Genomic DNA, 17,546 nt, shown 5'->3' on the forward strand with positions numbered 1-17,546 from the left:
GGAAACGAATCACGATAACCTGTTTTTAAAATCCTGATACCCAAAGGTTTTTTGAACATGCAGCTGACCTGCCGGATTCACAATCGTCAGGGAAGGCAGCGCCATGCCGTTAAACGTATTGGTTTTTACCATAGAATAGTGTGCCATGTCGCCGAAAATCAGCCGGTCGCCGGGGGAAAGGGGAGCATCAAAGGAATAGTCCCCGATGATGTCGCCAGCCAGGCAGGTGGGGCCGCCCAGGCGGTACACATAAGGCTTTTCTTCCGGCAGTCCAGCACCCAGCAGGGGCGGGCGGTAGGGCATTTCCAGCACGTCGGGCATGTGGCAGGCGGCAGAGGTATCCAGAATCGCATTGGAAATCATCCCGTTTTGCACGATTTCCAGCACGGTGCAGACCAAAAATCCCGCGTTCAGCGCCACAGCCTCACCTGGCTCCAGATACACCTGAACCCCATACCGCTCCTGAGTTCTGTTAATCAGCGAAACCAGCTTTTCTACATCATAGCCCGGCCGGGTGATATGGTGGCCGCCGCCAAAGTTCAGCCATTTCAACTGGGACAGATACTGCCCGAATTTTTCTTCCACTGCGTCAAGCGTGGCTTCCAAAGCGTCTGCGTCCTGCTCGCACAAGGTGTGAAAATGCAGGCCAGAGATGCCCTCTAAAAGCTGGGGCTGAAAATTCGCCGCGGTAACACCCAGCCGGGAGCCGGGGGAGCAAGGATCGTAAATGGCATGATCCTGTGTAGAGCATTCCGGGTTAATACGGATACCGCATTCACATCCGGCGGCAAGAGCCTGCTCCCGAAATTTGCTCCACTGGGCAAAGGAATTAAAGACGATGTGATCGCAGATTCGGGTAATTTCCTCAAACTCTGCATCCAGATACGCCGGGGAAAAAACGTGGTTTTCTTTCCCCATTTCCTCGTGAGCCAGCTTTGCTTCATACAGTCCGCTGGCAGTTGCGCCGCAAAGGGATTCCCCAATCAGTGGGTACAAAGAATACATGGAAAAGGCCTTTTGCGCCAGCAGAATGTGGCAGCCTGTTTTCTGCTGCACTTGCCGAAGCAGCTCCAGATTTTGAATCAGCAGCGCTTCATCCACCACAAAGCTGGGGGAGGGGGCCTGTAAATACAATTCCGTTCTCTCCATCATCAGTCAACCAGCTTGGGGTCAAAGCTTTCCTGCCAAGGAAGGCCCCACTTGTTCAGTGCATCCATAAAGGGATCCGGATCAAACTCCTCAATGTTGTAAACGCCGGGCTTGCTCCAAACGCCGGTCATCATCAGCATGGCGCCGATCATAGCCGGTACGCCAGTGGTGTAAGAAATGGCCTGAGAGCCTACCTCACGGTAGCATTCCTGATGGTCACATACATTATAAATGTAATAGGTTTTCTCTTTGCCGTCCTTTTTGCCTTGGAAGATGCAGCCGATATTGGTTTTTCCCTTGGTTCTGGGTCCCAAAGAGGCGGGGTCGGGCAGAACAGCCTTTAAAAATTGCAGGGGAACAATCTTCTGCCCCTGAAATTCAATGGGCTCGATAGAGGTCATGCCCACGTTTTCCAGGCATTTCAGGTGGGTCAAATAGCTTTGGCCGAAGGTCATGAAGAAGCGGATTCTCTTGATTCCGTTGATGTTCAAGGCCAAGGATTCCAATTCCTCGTGGTGCAAAAGATACATGTCCTTTTCGCCGATTTCGGGGAAATCATAGACCTTCTTAATTTCCATGGGTTCGGTTTCTACCCACTGGCCGTTTTCCCAATAGCTGCCGTTGGCGCTGACTTCCCTAATGTTGATTTCAGGATTAAAGTTGGTGGCAAAGGGATATCCGTGATCCCCGGCGTTTGCGTCCAGAATATCAATATAGTTAATTTCATCAAAATGGTGCTTTTGAGCATAAGCGGAAAATACCCCGGTCACGCCCGGGTCAAAGCCGCTGCCCAAAAGAGCAGTGATTCCGGCTTTTTCAAAGCACTCTTTGTAATCCCACTGCCATTTGTACTCGAATTTTGCGGTGTCCAATGGCTCGTAATTGGCGGTGTCCATATAATTGGTCTTGGTGGCCAGGCACGCGTCCATAATCGTTAGATCCTGATAGGGCAATGCCAGATTCATGACCACATCGGGACGAAAGCGCTCAATCAACGCAATCAGTTCGTCCACATTATCTGCGTCCACTTGGGCGGTGTGGATAATGGTTTTGCCGCCGTCCAGCTTTTCTTTTAGCGCGTCGCATTTGCTTTTGGTGCGGCTGGCAATGCAGATGTCTTCAAATACATCGCTGTTTTGGCAGCATTTGTGAATGGCAACGCTGGCAACTCCGCCGCAGCCGATAATGAGTGCTTTTCCCATAGTATGATACCTCCTGTGATTTAGCAGGCGGTGCCTGCCGTCAGATGTTGCGGCAGAGCGTATCTGCCATGTACGGGTGTTTTTTTATTTGGAAGCGGGTACCACGGTCAGCAGAAGCTCCCGCAGGATTTTGCAGGCCACTGCTGTGGAAACGCCGCTTTGGTCGTAAACCGGGGACAGTTCATTGACGTCGCAGGCCACGATATTGAGTCCCTTTAAAGACAGCACTGCCCGCAGCAGCTCCAGAAAGCTGACGCCGCCCGGTTCTGGTGTGCCTGTGCCGGGGAATACGGAAGGATCAAGGACATCCAGATCGATGGTCACATAGACCGGTTTTCCCGCAAGACTTTGTATCGTTTCTTCCAGTCCGTCAAAATTGAATTTCTGGGTGGTCACATGCTCTTTGCCCCACAAAAATTCGCTCTGGTCGCCGGAACGGATGCCGAACTGAAAAATCCGGCCGTCACCCACCAGATCCCATACCCGGTGCAGCACCGTGGCGTGGGAAAGTGTGGCTCCCAGATATTCTTCCCGTAAATCCGCGTGAGCATCAAAATGCAGCACATGCAAATCCGGATAGTGCCGAACCGCCGCGCGAACTGTGCCCAGTGTGACCAGGTGTTCGCCGCCTATCATGACGGGCATTTTTTTGTCCTCTAAAATCTTGTCGGCAAAGGCTTCGATTTGCCCCAGAGCCTTTCCGGTATCACCGAAGCAAAGCTCTAAATCGCCGCCGTCGAATACGGCGATTTCGGACAAATCCTTGTCCTGATAGGGGCTGTAGGTTTCCAGTCCAAAGGAATCCCCACGCATGGCGCGGCTGGCAAAGCGTGTTCCCGGGCGGAAAGAGGTAGTGGAATCGAAGGGAGCGCCGAACAGAACCGCCTTTGCTTCCTCGTATTCGCAGTCACAACCCAAAAAGGTTTCTATATTTTTAGTCAATGTGTTCCACATTTCGCAGCAGCTCCTCCACATAATTCGGCAGGGCAAAAGCACCCCTGTGCAGTTTGGTATTGTAATAGCGGGTGGATATCCCCAGTTCCTTCCAGCCTTTTGTGTCCAGATCCTTCAGCGGATGATATTTTTTTGACGCAAAGCCGAACAGCCAGTGCCCTGAAGGGTAGGTGGGAATATGAGCCTGATACACCCGGCTGATGGGGAAGGACTGCACAATCCGTTTGTGAGCCCGCTGCATGGCAAGGGCATCCACCGAATAGAAGGGGCTTTCGTGCTGGTTGACCATGATGCCGTCTTCTTTCAGCGCTTTAAAGCAATTGCCGTAAAACTCCCGGGTGAAGAGTCCCTCACCGGGGCCAAAAGGATCGGTGGAATCCACCAAAATCAGGTCATATTCGTTTTCACACCGGCGGACAAATTTCAGGCCGTCCTGAAAATGCAGCTTCACTCTCGGGTCCTCAAAGCCGCAGGCGGTAAAGGGCAGATATTCCCGGCAGACGTTGACCACTTCTTCATCAATTTCCACCAGATCAATCTGCTCGATTTCCGGGTAGCGAGCTAATTCCCGAACGGCACCGCCGTCACCGCCGCCGATGACCAGAACCCGCCGGACTTTGGGATGCACCGCCATGGGGACATGGACAATCATATCGTGATAGATGAATTCATCCTTTTCCGTCAGCATCATATAGCCGTCCAACGTCAGAAAACGTCCGAATTCCTTTGATTCAAACACATCAATCTGCTGGAATTCACTTTGCCCGCAGTAAAGCTGTTTTTCAACCCGAATAGACAGTTTTACGCCGGGGGCGTGTTTTTCTGTGAACCATAAATCCAAGGTTATCCCTCCTTTATCACGTTGAGCCGGGTTAGCTCCAGATCCTCCGGGCCTGTTAAAAAGCAGCCCTTTTCTTTTGCATATTCGATGTATTCCAAAATTTCTTTCGTAATCAGTTCTCCCGGGGCCAGAATGGGGATGCCCGGCGGGTAGCACATCACAAATTCACTGCAAATCCTTCCTGTGCTCTGAGGAAGGAGCAAAGATTCCTTTTCCGAATAAAAAGCCCGCTGAGGCGGAACTGCCACAATGGGGGTGATGTATTCCGCCCGCAGCATACCAGTTTTGTCCCGCTTGTAATTGCGGCGGATTTCCGCCAACGCGCTGACCAGCCGCTCCAAGTCCCGACGGCGGTCGCCCACGGAAAGATAGGCCAGAATATTGCCCAAATCGCCGAATTCCACTTGGATATCGTACTCATCCCGCAGGATGTCGTAAACCTCGATTCCGGCCAAACCCAATTCCAGTGTGTTGACAGACAACTTGGTGGCATCAAAATCAAAAACAGTATCACCATTTATGAGTTCCCGGGAATAGGCATAATAGTCACCGATTTGGTTGATTTCCTCCCGGGCGTATTCCGCCATATCCAGCACCTGACGGAAAATCTGTTTTCCTTCGGTAGCTAGCTTTTTGCGGGAAATGTCCAGGCTGGAAAGTAACAGATAAGACCCACTGGTGGTTTGTGTCAGGTTGATAATCTGCCGCACATAGCCTTCGTTCACATTATCCCCCAGCAGCAAAAAGGAGCTTTGGGTCAAAGAACCGCCGGATTTGTGCATGCTGACCGAAGCCATATCTGCGCCGGCCTTCATAGCGCATATGGGTAAATTTTCCCCGAAATACAGGTGGGTTCCGTGGGCTTCGTCTGCCAGTACCAGCATCCCATTTTTGTGAGCCAACTCTGTAATGGCTTTCAGGTTCGAGCAAATCCCGTAATAGGTGGGGTTATTCACCAGCACCGCCTTGGCCTCGGGATGCTCCCGCATGGCCTTCTCTACAGCAGACAGGGTCATACCCAGAGAGATTCCCAGCCGGTGATCCATTTCCGGATTGACATAGACAGGGATGGCTCCACACAGAATCAGTGCATTGATGACGCTGCGGTGTACGTTGCGGGGCAGAATGATTTTGTCCCCTTGTCCCGCGGCGGACATCACCATGGCCTGCACGGACGAGGTGGTGCCGTTCACCATGAAAAAGGCATGGGCAGCGCCAAAGGCATCTGCGGCCAGTTCTTCTGCTTCTTTTATCACAGAAACCGGGTGACACAGGTTATCCAGGGGTTTCATGGAATTGACGTCCAACTCCATGCATCGCTCCCCTAAAAACTGAGTCAGTTCCGGGTTTCCGCGCCCGTGCTTGTGTCCCGGCACATCAAAGGGAACCACCCGCTGGGACTGAAATTCCAGCAGTGCCTGCTGAATCGGCATACGGTTTTGGTCTAGCTTGCTCAATGGGCTCCTCCTTTTAAAACAGGTTCATCGTCAGTACACGTTGCTTCCGGTGAAAATTTCAATCATTTCCCGCCGCAGACTGTCCGAAATTTTCAGTCGGGTTTGAGGCGGGATTTCGTACACATCGGTATTAAAGAGATAGTTTTGCAGGTTGATGTCTTTAATCAGCATTTTGGTATGGAACAAATTGGACTGGTAAACATTGAGATCAATCGCGTCGTATTTCCGCAGGGTTTTGTCGTCAATATAATCCTGAATCGACGTCATTTTGTGATCCATAAACAGTTTTTTTCCGGTAACGTCCCGGGTAAATCCGCGCACCCGATAGTCCATGGTGATAATATCGGAATCAAAGCTGCCGATAAGATAATCCAGCGTGCTGAGGGGTGTAATTTCCCCGCAGGTGGCCACGTCGATGTCGACCCGAAAGGTGGCAAGAAAGGTATCCGGATGGTATTCCGGATAGGTATGCACCGTTACATGACTTTTATCCAGATGTGCCACCATGGTTTCGCCCATCAAGTCGGCATGGGTGCGGGATTGGCGGCCTGTCAGCATAGATTCTTCTGCGATTAGAAAGGTAACACTGGCGCCCTGAGGATCGTAATCCTGTTTCGAGATGTTCAGCACATGAGCGCCGATCATTTCGGTAACCTTCTCCAGAATGCCGGTCAGCCGTTCGGAATTGTACTGCTCGTCAATATAGGCGATATAGTCCCGCTGTTCCCGTTCGCTTTTGGCATAGCAGACATCGTAAATATTAAAGCTGAGAGATTTGGTCAGGTTGTTAAACCCATATAATTTCAATTTGTTTTCCATACCATCACCTGATTTCTGGTGTATTTTTTGCCGAATAAAATAAAAAAACTCAAGCAAAAAGAACGGCCAGCGCCGTTTTTTACACTTGAGTTGCGGTTTCTACTGATTTTGTTTTATTTCGAACGGGGTGCGCGCAAACGCAAAGTACCCCCGTTGTTATTTATTCAAAAAAGGTAGAGATTTAGAGTCTATATAGCAAGAACTTACTTTTACTACTCTTATTGATTGTTTCACAAGTGTAATGTGCTGGCGCACACGGTTTATAGTAACCAACTTATAAAATTTGAGCAACGGCTCAATCAATAAGGCAACGAAAGTTGCCAATCGGCATTTGACCTAGCTGTCCGTATGGCATTCGATTCCCTTTGGCAAACAGGCCAAAAGGAATGGTCAAAAGAAGTTTTTGCCGTGCAGGCCAAAAAACGGCTCACACTGAAAATAGGCTTTCATCCTACTTTTTTCTTCGAGTTGCATTTTACTATAAATGGTTCTAAAATGCAAGGAAAAAATAATTTATTTTTTCTGAATTTGATTATTTGCGCGAAAAAACAAAAATTGAGGAATGGAACTGTATGCCGGACAAGTACACATGTCCTAAAGCGACAAATTCCGCAATGTGAAATTTCGGTGTATTTTATTGCAATAATTAACTAAATTTGGCAGCAGAATCGGTAGCATCTGATCGCAATATTTTTTATAAAGTTGAAATATCATGTCATTTTTGAGGGTTTATTGTATAATTTTCTCAAAAAAATCTTGGATTATTAATCCCATTTTTCTATTGTTATTATACAGTCGAAATGTTATAATAATCACAAAGATAACTTAAAGTTTATTCCGTGATCTCTTCAAAGAGGAAGCGCGGAATCTTTTTCATGCTTTAAGCTGTACGCAGGAAAAATACAATTAGAGGTAGGGTGGACATTTGAATGAAATATGATAACGACGCCAAACAATTGAAATACAGAGTATTGTCTTCCGTAGCACGCCTTAGTTATGAAGAGCAGCTGTCAGAACATATGGGGGATATCCCTTATGAAATCATTCCCGGCCCGCAGCCCGCTTTCCGCTGCTGTATTTACCGCGAACGCGAAATTATTCGGGAACGAGTAACGGCGGCCTGCGGACAGGATTTGCCCCAGCAGGAATCCGGACAGATTGTGGGTGTTTTGCCCGCTGCCTGTGAAGGATGTCCTATCAACCGTTTTAACGTAACAGACAACTGTCAGAAGTGTCTTGCCAAAAAGTGTGTTGCTGCATGTCCGTTCGGTGCGGTTTCCGTAACCGGGCGCGGCGCATATATCGACCCTGCCAAGTGTAAGGAGTGTGGCCGCTGTGCTGCGGCATGTCCTTATAATGCCATTTCAGACACCATGCGGCCCTGCCTGCGCTCCTGTCCGGTCAATGCCATTACCATGGATGAATACCGGTTGGCGGCCATTGATTACAGCCGCTGCATCAGTTGTGGTGCCTGTATGGCGGGCTGTCCTTTTGGGGCTATTACCGATCGCTCCAGCCTGGTGTCGGTGATTGAAACCATTCGGTCTGATAAAACCGTATATGCCATTTTTGCCCCCGCGATTGAAGGCCATTTCGGCACAGCCAATGTGGGCCAGCTGAAAGAGGGGCTTCGCCAGCTGGGTTTTGATAAAGTAGTGGAAGTTTCTTTGGGTGCGGATGCCACCGCATATCACGAGGCGCAGGAACTGAAAGAAGTGCTTGCAGAAAGCAAAAAGATGACGACTTCCTGCTGCCCGGCTTTTGTGGATATGATTGAGAAGCATTTCCCCAAACTGGAACCGAATATTTCACATACGGCATCCCCCATGACAATGACTGTCCGGTACTTAAAGGAAAGCGATCCCGATGCCATGGTGGTGTTTTTCGGCCCCTGTGTGGCCAAAAAGCTGGAAATTAAAAAGGCAGAGGATTCTGCCGATTATGTCATGACCTTTGAAGAATTAGCCGCTATGTTTGATGCCAAGGGAATTGATGTGGAAAAACTGGAAGTGGAAAACGAGCAGGACGGAAGCATTAAGGGCAAAAACTTTGCAGTCAGCGGCGGCGTAACGGCGGCTGTGGAAGCTGCCCTGAAAGAAGAAGGCTTTGATCAGGCAGTTTCCTGCGTCAAATGCAACGGTGCCAAGGAATGCAAAAAGCAGCTGATGGTGATGAATGCCGGCCGTATGCAGGAAGATTTGATTGAAGGAATGGCCTGCGAAGGCGGATGCGTTGCCGGGCCCGGCGGTGTAGAGCCGGTTCAGAAGCTGATGAAAAACCGCCAGAAGCTTTTGGCACAGGCGGATAAGCGCGGAATTAAAGAAAATGTCCATGAGATTCACGATTTAACGCGTATTAAAATGGAGCAAAGAGCATAATAGAATAGAGAAGAAAAAAGGGAGGCATGTCTGCTGATGGAGGCTGTTACCGCGCTGAATTTGCAGAAATCCTATGACGGAAAAACCAATGCACTTGAGGAGCTCACTTTTCGGGTTCCTCAAGGAGGCGTTTGTGGTTTTTTGGGCCCGAATGGCGCCGGTAAAACAACAACGGTAAAGCTTCTAACGGGACTTTTGCGGCCCACATCGGGGGAATGCTCGGTGATGGGCCTTTCTCCGCAAAAGGAGCCGGAAAAGGTTCATGCGCTATGTGGCGTCATGACCGAAACGGCTCGAATGTATCAAAATATGACCGGGCAGCAAAACCTGGTGTTTTTTGGGCAGACTGCGGGGCTTACCCAGTCTCAGGCCAAAGAGCGGGCAGAGGTTTTGCTGCGGGAACTGGATTTGTGGGGAGCCAGGGATAAGAAAGCAGGCCGGTACTCTACCGGAATGCTTCAGCGTTTGTCACTGGCCCGTGCTTTGGTGCATGAGCCGCAGGTTCTTTTTTTGGACGAGCCCACCAGCGGCCTTGACCCGGAATCTGCTCAGGCTGTCAATGAAATGATCTCCGCTTTGGCTAGAAAAAGCGGAGTTACTGTTTTTTTGTGTACTCATCAGCTTCGCTATGCGCAGGATCTGTGCACTACCTATGGGCTTTTGTATCAGGGCAAGTTGATCTCATCGGGGGATTTTCAAACGATATGTGAAGCGGCCGGCTGCCACATTAAGGCGGGGATACGCACCGAGCCGGAGCAAATTTTGCATGGGTTTGTAAAAAACGGAGATTTTTGGGAAATAGATATTGCTTCAGAAGAAGAAATGGCTGCCATTCTGCGGGATTTGGTGACGCAGGATATCCCGGTTTATGAGGCCCGCCTGCTGCGGCCTACTTTGGAGGACGTGTATTTTTCCTGTATTCGGGATCAGGAGGTGGCACAATGAAGCTTTTGACAGAGTCAGAGATGGCAGTGGTGAAAAAGGATTTTCACGAGGTCTGGCATCTTCCCAGTGTGCGGGGAACCTTAATTGCTTTGCCGTTATGCCTGGTGGTGGTACTGCCGATTTTGTATCTTGTAATGATTTTATATGCCCCTGCAGATCAGATGAATGGGGTGCAGAATATGATGCAGCTGATGCCCCCGGAACTGGTTGGGTATTTTAACACGCAGCAGTCTTTGTATTATTTGATGATCAATGTAATTTGCCCCATGTTTTTTCTGATGATTCCCCTGATGTCGTCCACTACCTCGGCAGCGGCCAGCTTTGTGGGCGAAAAAGAGCGGGGCACAATTGAAACGCTTTTGCTGACGCCTTTATCGGTGCGCAGTTTGTTTAAAGCAAAAATAGCAGGGTGTGTTTTTGTTTCTTTTTTCATCACAGCCTTTTCTTTTGTGGTGTTTTCCATTGTGGCAGCTGCGGGAAATCTGATTTTGGATATGCCGTTTTTTCTGAATTGGAATTGGCTGGCGCTGGTTTTGGTGTTGGCGCCTGCTGCAACTATTTTTGGCGTAATCTTTATGGTGCTGGTGTCTGGGCATTCCAAAAGTTATTTGGAATCCATGCAGCTTTCGGGTTTTGTGGTTTTGCCTTTGGTGCTTTTGCTCATTGGCCAGTTTACCGGGCTGGTGTATCTCAATGCATTGACCTTGTTACTTTTGGGGCTGGTTTTGATTGTGCTTGATATTGTGCTGCTGTTTTTGTCTGCCCGAAAATTTCATTCGGAAACTCTTTTGAAAAAATAAAGTTTTGTTTGAGTTTTAGCACTTGATTCAAACAAGCCAAGCTTTTTTTAAAGCCTTGGCTTGTTTCCTTTTTGTCGTTGTAGTATAATGAATAACGTTTTTTATCAATTACAGTATTTGATGGGAGGGTGATTGTGTGGCTGCGGATTTGCATTGCCATACAAGGATGTCCGACGGCTCTATCGCGATTGATGAGCTGGTTTTGCTGGCAAAAAATAAGGGGATCGGTACAATTGCGGTAACTGATCACGATACGTTTGCCGGTGCAACTCGGGCAAAAATTTTTGGTGACCGTCACGGTGTGGAAGTCATTCAGGGAATAGAAATTTCTGCTTATGATAACGACCGGGACAGAAAAGTACATATTTTGGGGTATTGTTGTGAAAGTCCTGACCGGCTTGAGGGGCTATGTAAAAAGATTGGAGAATCCCGGCGCATGGCGGCCAATATCATGATGCAAAAAGTGATGCGGCTGTATCCCATTCCTGCGGAAATGGTGATGCGCAGAGCGCAGGGGTGCACTAATATTTATAAACAGCACATTATGCATGCGTTAATTGATGCGGGCTATACCACAGAAATGTTTGGTTCTTTGTTTCAAAAGCTATTTAATCCCCGCGGTGGGTTGGCCTATTGCCCGATTGAATATCCGGATGTCCATGATGTGATTAAACAAATTCATGGTGCCGGGGGATTGGCAGTTATGGCGCATCCCGGTCAGTATGACGGGCATGATCTGATGATGGAGCTGGCAGACTCCGGTGAAATTGACGGAATTGAGGTTTGGCATCCTGTGCACAAAAAAGAGGATATTCCCCAGTATGTGGCACTGGCCAGGCTAAAAGGTCTTTTGATGACCGGCGGATCAGATTTTCATGGAATGTACACGTCGCATCCCTGTGCATTGGGGGCCTTTTTGACACCGGATGAACAGCTGAGCGAACTCAAGAAAAGAAAAAAATTATTAAAAGCCAACGGATAAGATTTCTATAGCAAATGTGAGGCTGCAAAATGGCAAACACCGTGATTTGTTTCAAGAGAAGCTTCGAATGAAAAAATTTTGCAGGCAATTTGCTGACGGTGTGCTGTGTCAGAAATAATTGTTGGCAGTCAGGCAAATGAACGTGTTTTGAATCCCAAAAATAAAATAGCGGGAATTTACATGAAGTGGGCGATAGGCGCCTTTCTTGTTTTTTCTGGGCAAACGAAAAAAGAGCTGTGGGGTTTCCACAGCTCCTTTTTGCGTGCGTGTGAGATTAAGTGCTGAACTAAGATTTAGCAGCAGCCGCCACAACCGCCACAACCGCCACAATCATTGCCACAGCCGCCACCGCAGCTATTGCCGCCCCAGCCACCGCAGCAGCACAAAATGAGGATTAAAATGATGATCCAGCTGCAGCCGCCGCCACCAAAGTTATTGTTACACATTATTGTATTCCTCCTTTCGGTTTACACTATAGTATATTGCAAATGGAGAAATGGTGTTACAATAATTTTTCTCGCTCATTTTTAAAATATATTCTTCAACTGTAGAATTATAAAGGCAGAGAAATGAACTGGTCAGAATAAAATAAGAATAGGGTGACTACACTTTAAAATGCAAGAGATTTCTTAAAATCATTTGAAAATCGTTTCTAAGAAAAGATAGTTGGAGATAATTTGGAAAATTAAATTCAATTTGACTTTAACTGACCTTGACGAATCAGTTTGAGATCTCTATAATAAAAACATAAAGTCAAAGAAAGTCAAAATCAAAAACCGGATTGGACGGATCGACATGAAAATCAGCGACAATGTTGCCAATTATATTTTGAATTTGCTGGAAGCAGCAGATGGGCGGGCAGAAATCCAGCGCAATGAGCTGGCCGAAGTGTTGGGGTGTGTCCCCAGTCAGATCAGCTACGTTATTACCTCTCGCTTTACGCCGGAGCAAGGCTATTTGGTGGAAAGCAGACGGGGCGGCGGAGGATATATCCGCATTACCCGAATCCGCATGGATGGAAGCAGTGCCATTATGCATACCGTAAATTCCATCGGCCGGTCATTAGACAGCGCCACCGCCAGGGCGATGCTTTCTAACCTATGTCAGCGTGAGATTCTTTTAGAAGAAGTAGCAAGCGCTATGGCGGCAGCTCTTAACGATCGGTGTTATTTCTGCGTTCCGCAGGAAGACCGCGATGTGCTGCGGGCCGCCTTATTTAAGCATATGCTGATGACACAGATTTGAGTGCAGGAGGGATTTGTATGAAATGTCAGCTTTGCGGAAAAAATTCCGCAACTACTTATGTGAAGATTATTGTAAACGGTGAATTGAGTGAATACGCCTTGTGCAGTGGATGTGCGCATAAAATGGGCTATGGTAATTTTTTTTATCCCTTTTCACTGGATTTTAACAGTTTGCTTGGCAGCTTTTTTGGAAGCCAGACGCCTGAAATGACAGACACCATTCGTTGCCCGGGCTGTGGTTCTTCCTTTGGGGAAATCGCCCAAAGCGGTAAGGTTGGGTGTGCGGAATGTTACCGAACCTTTCGCAGCCGCATGATGCCTTCTGTGCAAAGAATTCATGGGAATACCAGCCATTGCGGAAAACGCCCGACCAGTCGCGCGTTGCGGGTGACACCGGAATCGAAACTGAGTGTACCCCCCAAGGCATCCAGTGAGCTAAAGCAAAAGAAGAAAGAGTTAAAAGAAGCTATAGAAAGCCAGAATTTTGAACGGGCTGCAATATTGCGTGACGAAATCAAGAAGCTGGAAGGAGACGGGAAAGCATGATGAAATGGTATGAAAAAAGCGGGAAAGAATCCGATGTGGTAATCAGCACCCGTGTTCGGCTGGCTCGGAACCTTGGGGAATATCCGTTTCCGGTAAAAATGAGCGGGGATCAGCGAGAAAAGGTAGAGCAAGCCGTTCGGGATGCAGTGATGCACGGAAACAGTGCCATTGCTCAGGATTTTCGGTTTGTTTCTCTGGATGATATCAGCCAGAATGAAGCGGTTTCTTTAGTGGAACGCCATTTGGTCAGCCCGGAATTTATTTCGGCTCCCCACGGAAGGGGATTGCTGTTAACTCAGGATGAAACAATTTCTATTATGATAAATGAAGAGGATCATCTGCGGATTCAAGTGATGCGGGAAGGGCTGGATTTAGAAGGTGTCTATGATCTGGTGGATCGGGTGGATACCTTGTTGAATGAAAGCTTACACTTTGCATATGATGAGGAATTGGGATTTTTAACCCAATGCCCAACAAATTTGGGAACCGGAATGCGGGCCTCTTTAATGCTGCATCTGCCGGCGCTGCAAGAAAGCGGCGCAATGAGGCGTGTGGCTGCCAGCCTGTCAAAGCTTGGTTTGGTTATCCGGGGTATTTACGGAGAAGGCACCGAATCCATAGGGGCCATCTATCAGCTTTCCAATCAGGTAACGCTGGGACTGAGCGAACAGGCCGCCATTGCCAATTTGAAAAGCATTGCCGATCAGTTGATTGCGCAGGAACGGACTGCCCGGGAGGAACTGGTTAAAACCGTGGAAACACAGGATCAGATTTACCGTGCCATGGGAATTTTGAAAAGTGCGCGGGTACTCAGCAGTGACGAGTTTATGCGATTGATTTCTTATGTCAGAATGGGGGTTGCCGCGGGTTTTCTGGCGGGAATTTCCTATGACACCATTAACAGCCTGATTGTGCAGGTGCAGCCTGCTACAATGATGCTGACGAAAAAAATGACAGCTGCGGAACGGGACGCACTTCGTGCCGGCATCGTTTCTCAGCAGCTGAATGTACAATAAAAAAGGGGGGACGATTTATGTATCGTTTTAACGGATTTACAGAAAAGGCAAACAATGCACTAAACCTTGCCATAGAATCGGCAGAAAATCTGGGTCATACCTATATTGGAAGCGAGCACATTGTGCTGGGGCTTTTAAAGGAAGGGTCCGGCGTTGCCGCTACTGTGCTGAATAAGCTTCAGGTGACAGCGGAACAGATGGAAGGAATGCTGTCTCAAAAGATTGGGAGCGGTGCCAAAACCAGTTTGTCAGCGGATGATTTTACACCCCGCAGCAAACGGATTTTACAAATTGCCGTGATGGAAGCCGCACGGCTGGGCCACAATTATGTGGGAACGGAACATCTTCTGATTGCTATTTTGTCAGAAGGTGACAGCTATGGTGTTCGTTTTCTTCAATCGCTGGGTGCAAAGTCCAGCGATATTATGAATGAAATCAGTTCTGCTTTGAACAGCGGGGAAGAATCCGGGCCGTCTTCAGGGATGCATTCAGTTTCAGGCGGTGGCAGAAGCGGAAAGGGAACCAAAACATTGGATCAGTTTGGGCGTGACCTGACGGCATTGGCTGCCAAAGGCGGTGTTGATCCGGTCATCGGCCGCCAGACAGAAATTGAGCGGGTGATTCAGATTTTGTCCCGCCGTACCAAAAATAACCCCTGCCTGATTGGAGAGCCCGGTGTGGGTAAAACAGCGGTTGCAGAAGGGCTTGCGCTGAAAATTGCAGAAGGCCAGGTGCCGGAATTGCTGAAAGGCAAACGTTTGATTGCGCTGGATTTAACCGGCATGGTTGCCGGAACCAAGTATCGGGGCGATTTTGAAGAACGAATTAAGGCTGCGATGGAAGAAGTGCGCAATGCGGGGAATATCATTTTATTCATTGATGAGCTGCATACCATTATCGGGGCCGGTTCTGCAGAAGGTTCCACCGATGCCGCCAATATTTTAAAGCCCGCTTTGGCCAGAGGGGATTTTCAGGTCATTGGTGCCACTACAGTGAACGAGTATCGCAAGTATATTGAAAAAGATGCCGCTTTGGAACGCCGCTTCCAGCCGGTTATGGTTGGGGAGCCCAGCGAAGAAGAGGCCATTGGAATCCTCAAGGGGCTGCGTGACCGGTATGAAGCACACCACAAGGTCAAGATTACCGATGAGGCCATTGAAGCTGCTGTAAAGCTTTCGGCCCGTTATATTGCAGATCGATTCCTGCCGGATAAAGCCATTGACTTGGTGGATGAAGCATCTTCTCGTGTAAGGCTGCGTGCCTTTACCGCTCCTTCTGATTTACAGGACATGGAAAAACGAGTGAAAGAGCTGGAGCAAGAAAAAGCAGCCGCTATTAACGCGCAGGAATTTGAGCGTGCCGCCAAAGTGCGGGACGAAGAGAGAAAAGCCAGAGAAGAGCTGGAGAATCAGAAAAATCTTTGGACAGAAAAACGTGCCCATCTGGGTGGCGAGGTAACGCCCGAAGATATTGCGAACGTGGTGTCTATGTGGACCAGTGTGCCTGTATCTCAGCTGACAGAAGAAGAAAGCGCCCGTCTGCTTCGCTTGGAAGATACCCTTCACAAGCGCTTGGTTGGGCAGAATGAGGCAGTCAGTGCCGTGTCCCGTGCCATTCGCCGTGGGCGTGTGGGCCTCAAAGATCCGAAACGTCCTGTGGGTTCGTTTATTTTCCTTGGCCCAACCGGTGTGGGTAAAACAGAGCTGTGCAAGGCTTTGGCAGAGTCGATGTTTGGCAACGAGAACGCTATGATTCGTCTGGATATGTCTGAATATATGGAGAAGCATACGGTATCCCGCCTGATTGGTTCGCCCCCCGGATATGTGGGGTATGACGAGGGCGGTCAGCTGACAGAAGCGGTGCGTCGCAAACCTTATTCCGTAGTTTTGTTTGACGAAATCGAGAAAGCCCATCCCGATGTATTCAATATTTTGCTTCAGATTTTAGAAGACGGCCGTCTGACGGATGCCCAAGGCAGAAAGGTGGACTTTAAAAACACCGTTATTATCATGACCTCTAACGTGGGGGCCCGTTTAATTACGGAAAAGAAGGGAAGCCTTGGATTTACCTCTGACGAAAAAGCAACCGACAGCGAAAAGGTAAAGGAAATGGTTTTGGGCGAGCTGAAGAATACTTTCCGTCCCGAATTTTTGAATCGTGTGGACGATATCATTGTGTTCCATAAGCTGTCCGATTCGGATATCCGCGAAATTGCGGTTCGTATGCTGGAAACTCTTCGCAAGCGTCTGGTGGAAATTGGTGTTGGCATTCGCTTTACTGATGAAGCCGTCAGCGCCATCGCCAAAGAAGGTTTTGATCCGGTATACGGAGCTCGGCCGCTGCGCCGTGCCATTCAGTCAAAATTAGAAGATAAAATTTCAGAACAGATGTTGGAGGGGGAAATCCACGCCGGCAAACAGGTTACCTGCCATTACAAAGACAACGAATTTGTGTTTGAAGAATCTTCAGAATCTTTGAACGAAAGTACTATTGAGAAATAAGTCAGCAGGCGGTATAATAAAGGCATCAGAAAGAGAAAGCTGGTGTATTCATGGAATTCGCAGCAAACAACCGTCCCGATTTAGCGGCGGCATTGTTCCGTCTGATGGGGGCAACGGTTCCCGTTCAATATTCTGTGGAGGAAGAGGCCAGAGAGTTATATTCGGCTCTTCCCAATGATCAGGAACGCCTGCGCAAGGTGATTGCTTTGTGCGGCGAACCGAAAACGCCGCAGCAGCTGTATCTGGCCGCCAGAGCCGGCAGTTGGCTGGGTGGGTGCGATCAGCAAACCGCCAAATATGCGCAGGCATATTTGGAAACCAATGGTTGGAGCCAGCTTCCCGCAGGAAGCGTTGTGGAAGAAGGTATTACCGTAAACCGCCAAGCCAGACATCGAGCCCATATGTACGCTATTTTGGCACAGGCACAAGAGAACTTAGAGAAGCACGAAACGGCTTTGACCAATTATACCGAAGCCTATCGTTTAGAGCCTTATGAGGCAATGTATGCGATTAAAATAGCGGACATTATTGCAAAATGCCGAAGCCGGAAAGAAGCACTGCGTTTTTTGCAGCAGCAAAAATTGACCCATTACTATCGCCCGGTTTCTTATTTGGATGAACATGGGAACCGCAGCCATAACCGAACCTTTCAACAGGTTATTAATTCGCACATTTTAAAACTGGAAGCGATTGAGGAATAAGAAAAAAAGAC

At 48.5% G+C, this 17,546-nt stretch carries 16 protein-coding genes; 9 read left to right on the forward strand and 7 right to left on the reverse strand.

What is annotated here, in order from left to right:
- Window positions 1-9: 9 nt before the first annotated feature.
- From nspC to speD, 6 genes are all read right to left on the reverse strand, one after another.
- The gene (gene nspC / locus C1A02_RS07860; protein WP_370737797.1) at window positions 10-1,152 is read right to left on the reverse strand and encodes a carboxynorspermidine decarboxylase; all 1,143 of its coding nucleotides are present in this window, start codon (window positions 1,150-1,152) and stop codon (window positions 10-12) included.
- Window positions 1,152-2,351, reverse strand: coding sequence for a saccharopine dehydrogenase family protein (locus C1A02_RS07865; protein WP_101697667.1), 1,200 nt, complete (start codon window positions 2,349-2,351; stop codon window positions 1,152-1,154). The genes nspC and C1A02_RS07865 overlap by 1 nt, the downstream gene beginning before the upstream one ends.
- A gap of 84 nt (window positions 2,352-2,435) precedes the next feature.
- Entirely contained in the window at window positions 2,436-3,305 is an 870-nt protein-coding gene (gene speB, locus C1A02_RS07870; protein ID WP_207204886.1) for an agmatinase, read from the reverse strand.
- Window positions 3,286-4,146 (reverse strand): polyamine aminopropyltransferase, encoded by an 861-nt coding sequence (gene speE, locus C1A02_RS07875; protein ID WP_101697668.1) that lies wholly within the window; start codon window positions 4,144-4,146, stop codon window positions 3,286-3,288. The genes speB and speE overlap by 20 nt, the downstream gene beginning before the upstream one ends.
- Window positions 4,147-4,148: 2 nt before the next feature.
- A complete protein-coding gene (locus C1A02_RS07880; protein WP_101698005.1) occupies window positions 4,149-5,579 on the reverse strand; it encodes an aminotransferase class I/II-fold pyridoxal phosphate-dependent enzyme in 1,431 nt (476 codons plus the stop codon).
- Window positions 5,580-5,633: 54 nt separating this feature from the next.
- Complete coding sequence (speD, locus tag C1A02_RS07885; RefSeq protein WP_101697669.1) at window positions 5,634-6,422, reverse strand: adenosylmethionine decarboxylase; 789 nt, start codon at window positions 6,420-6,422, stop codon at window positions 5,634-5,636.
- A gap of 929 nt (window positions 6,423-7,351) precedes the next feature.
- On the opposite strand from speD, the gene C1A02_RS07890 reads away from it, so the two are divergent.
- The 4 genes from C1A02_RS07890 (at window position 7,352) to C1A02_RS07905 (ending at window position 11,527) form a co-directional block, all read left to right on the forward strand.
- Entirely contained in the window at window positions 7,352-8,800 is a 1,449-nt protein-coding gene (locus C1A02_RS07890; protein ID WP_101697670.1) for a 4Fe-4S dicluster domain-containing protein, read from the forward strand.
- 36 nt (window positions 8,801-8,836) lie between these two features.
- Complete coding sequence (locus C1A02_RS07895) at window positions 8,837-9,745, forward strand: ABC transporter ATP-binding protein (protein WP_101697671.1); 909 nt, start codon at window positions 8,837-8,839, stop codon at window positions 9,743-9,745.
- Window positions 9,742-10,545, forward strand: a complete 804-nt coding sequence (locus tag C1A02_RS07900) for an ABC transporter permease subunit (RefSeq protein WP_101697672.1) — start codon at window positions 9,742-9,744, stop codon at window positions 10,543-10,545. Before C1A02_RS07895 ends, C1A02_RS07900 begins: the two co-directional genes overlap by 4 nt.
- Before the next feature lie 136 nt (window positions 10,546-10,681).
- A complete protein-coding gene (locus C1A02_RS07905; RefSeq protein WP_101697673.1) occupies window positions 10,682-11,527 on the forward strand; it encodes a PHP domain-containing protein in 846 nt (281 codons plus the stop codon).
- A gap of 293 nt (window positions 11,528-11,820) precedes the next feature.
- On the opposite strand, the gene C1A02_RS13490 is transcribed toward C1A02_RS07905, so the two are convergent.
- Window positions 11,821-11,973, reverse strand: coding sequence for a hypothetical protein (locus C1A02_RS13490; protein ID WP_164997170.1), 153 nt, complete (start codon window positions 11,971-11,973; stop codon window positions 11,821-11,823).
- Between the two features lie 349 nt (window positions 11,974-12,322).
- On the opposite strand from C1A02_RS13490, the gene C1A02_RS07910 reads away from it, so the two are divergent.
- The 5 genes from C1A02_RS07910 to C1A02_RS07930 are packed head-to-tail and all read left to right on the forward strand — an operon-like array spanning window position 12,323 to window position 17,535.
- Window positions 12,323-12,772, forward strand: coding sequence for a CtsR family transcriptional regulator (locus C1A02_RS07910; RefSeq protein ID WP_101697674.1), 450 nt, complete (start codon window positions 12,323-12,325; stop codon window positions 12,770-12,772).
- A 17-nt stretch (window positions 12,773-12,789) separates the two neighbouring features.
- Window positions 12,790-13,317 carry a UvrB/UvrC motif-containing protein gene (locus tag C1A02_RS07915; protein WP_101697675.1) on the forward strand — a complete coding sequence of 176 codons (528 nt, stop codon included), beginning with the start codon at window positions 12,790-12,792 and terminating at the stop codon, window positions 13,315-13,317.
- Complete coding sequence (locus C1A02_RS07920) at window positions 13,314-14,333, forward strand: protein arginine kinase (protein ID WP_101697676.1); 1,020 nt, start codon at window positions 13,314-13,316, stop codon at window positions 14,331-14,333. The genes C1A02_RS07915 and C1A02_RS07920 overlap by 4 nt, the downstream gene beginning before the upstream one ends.
- A 17-nt stretch (window positions 14,334-14,350) precedes the next feature.
- A complete protein-coding gene (locus C1A02_RS07925) occupies window positions 14,351-16,834 on the forward strand; it encodes an ATP-dependent Clp protease ATP-binding subunit (protein ID WP_101697677.1) in 2,484 nt (827 codons plus the stop codon).
- Between the two features lie 50 nt (window positions 16,835-16,884).
- Window positions 16,885-17,535: a hypothetical protein gene (locus C1A02_RS07930; protein ID WP_101697678.1), complete on the forward strand. Its 651-nt coding sequence runs from the start codon at window positions 16,885-16,887 to the stop codon at window positions 17,533-17,535.
- Window positions 17,536-17,546 lie beyond the last annotated feature (11 nt).

Source organism: Clostridium minihomine (assembly GCF_900240385.1).
Taxonomy (GTDB): Bacteria; Bacillota; Clostridia; order Oscillospirales; family Acutalibacteraceae; genus Faecalispora; species Faecalispora minihomine.

Coding starts and splice junctions, on each gene's coding strand:
- C1A02_RS07920 (WP_101697676.1), top strand. CDS start 13,314: ATGATGAAATGGTATGAAAAAAGCGGGAAAGAATCCGATGTGGTAATC.
- C1A02_RS07915 (WP_101697675.1), top strand. CDS start 12,790: ATGAAATGTCAGCTTTGCGGAAAAAATTCCGCAACTACTTATGTGAAG.
- C1A02_RS07890 (WP_101697670.1), top strand. CDS start 7,352: ATGAAATATGATAACGACGCCAAACAATTGAAATACAGAGTATTGTCT.
- C1A02_RS07880 (WP_101698005.1), bottom strand. CDS start 5,579: ATGCCGATTCAGCAGGCACTGCTGGAATTTCAGTCCCAGCGGGTGGTT.
- C1A02_RS07930 (WP_101697678.1), top strand. CDS start 16,885: ATGGAATTCGCAGCAAACAACCGTCCCGATTTAGCGGCGGCATTGTTC.
- C1A02_RS07925 (WP_101697677.1), top strand. CDS start 14,351: ATGTATCGTTTTAACGGATTTACAGAAAAGGCAAACAATGCACTAAAC.
- speD (WP_101697669.1), bottom strand. CDS start 6,422: ATGGAAAACAAATTGAAATTATATGGGTTTAACAACCTGACCAAATCT.
- C1A02_RS07865 (WP_101697667.1), bottom strand. CDS start 2,351: ATGGGAAAAGCACTCATTATCGGCTGCGGCGGAGTTGCCAGCGTTGCC.
- C1A02_RS07910 (WP_101697674.1), top strand. CDS start 12,323: ATGAAAATCAGCGACAATGTTGCCAATTATATTTTGAATTTGCTGGAA.
- C1A02_RS13490 (WP_164997170.1), bottom strand. CDS start 11,973: ATGTGTAACAATAACTTTGGTGGCGGCGGCTGCAGCTGGATCATCATT.
- C1A02_RS07895 (WP_101697671.1), top strand. CDS start 8,837: ATGGAGGCTGTTACCGCGCTGAATTTGCAGAAATCCTATGACGGAAAA.
- speB (WP_207204886.1), bottom strand. CDS start 3,305: ATGTGGAACACATTGACTAAAAATATAGAAACCTTTTTGGGTTGTGAC.
- nspC (WP_370737797.1), bottom strand. CDS start 1,152: ATGATGGAGAGAACGGAATTGTATTTACAGGCCCCCTCCCCCAGCTTT.
- C1A02_RS07900 (WP_101697672.1), top strand. CDS start 9,742: ATGAAGCTTTTGACAGAGTCAGAGATGGCAGTGGTGAAAAAGGATTTT.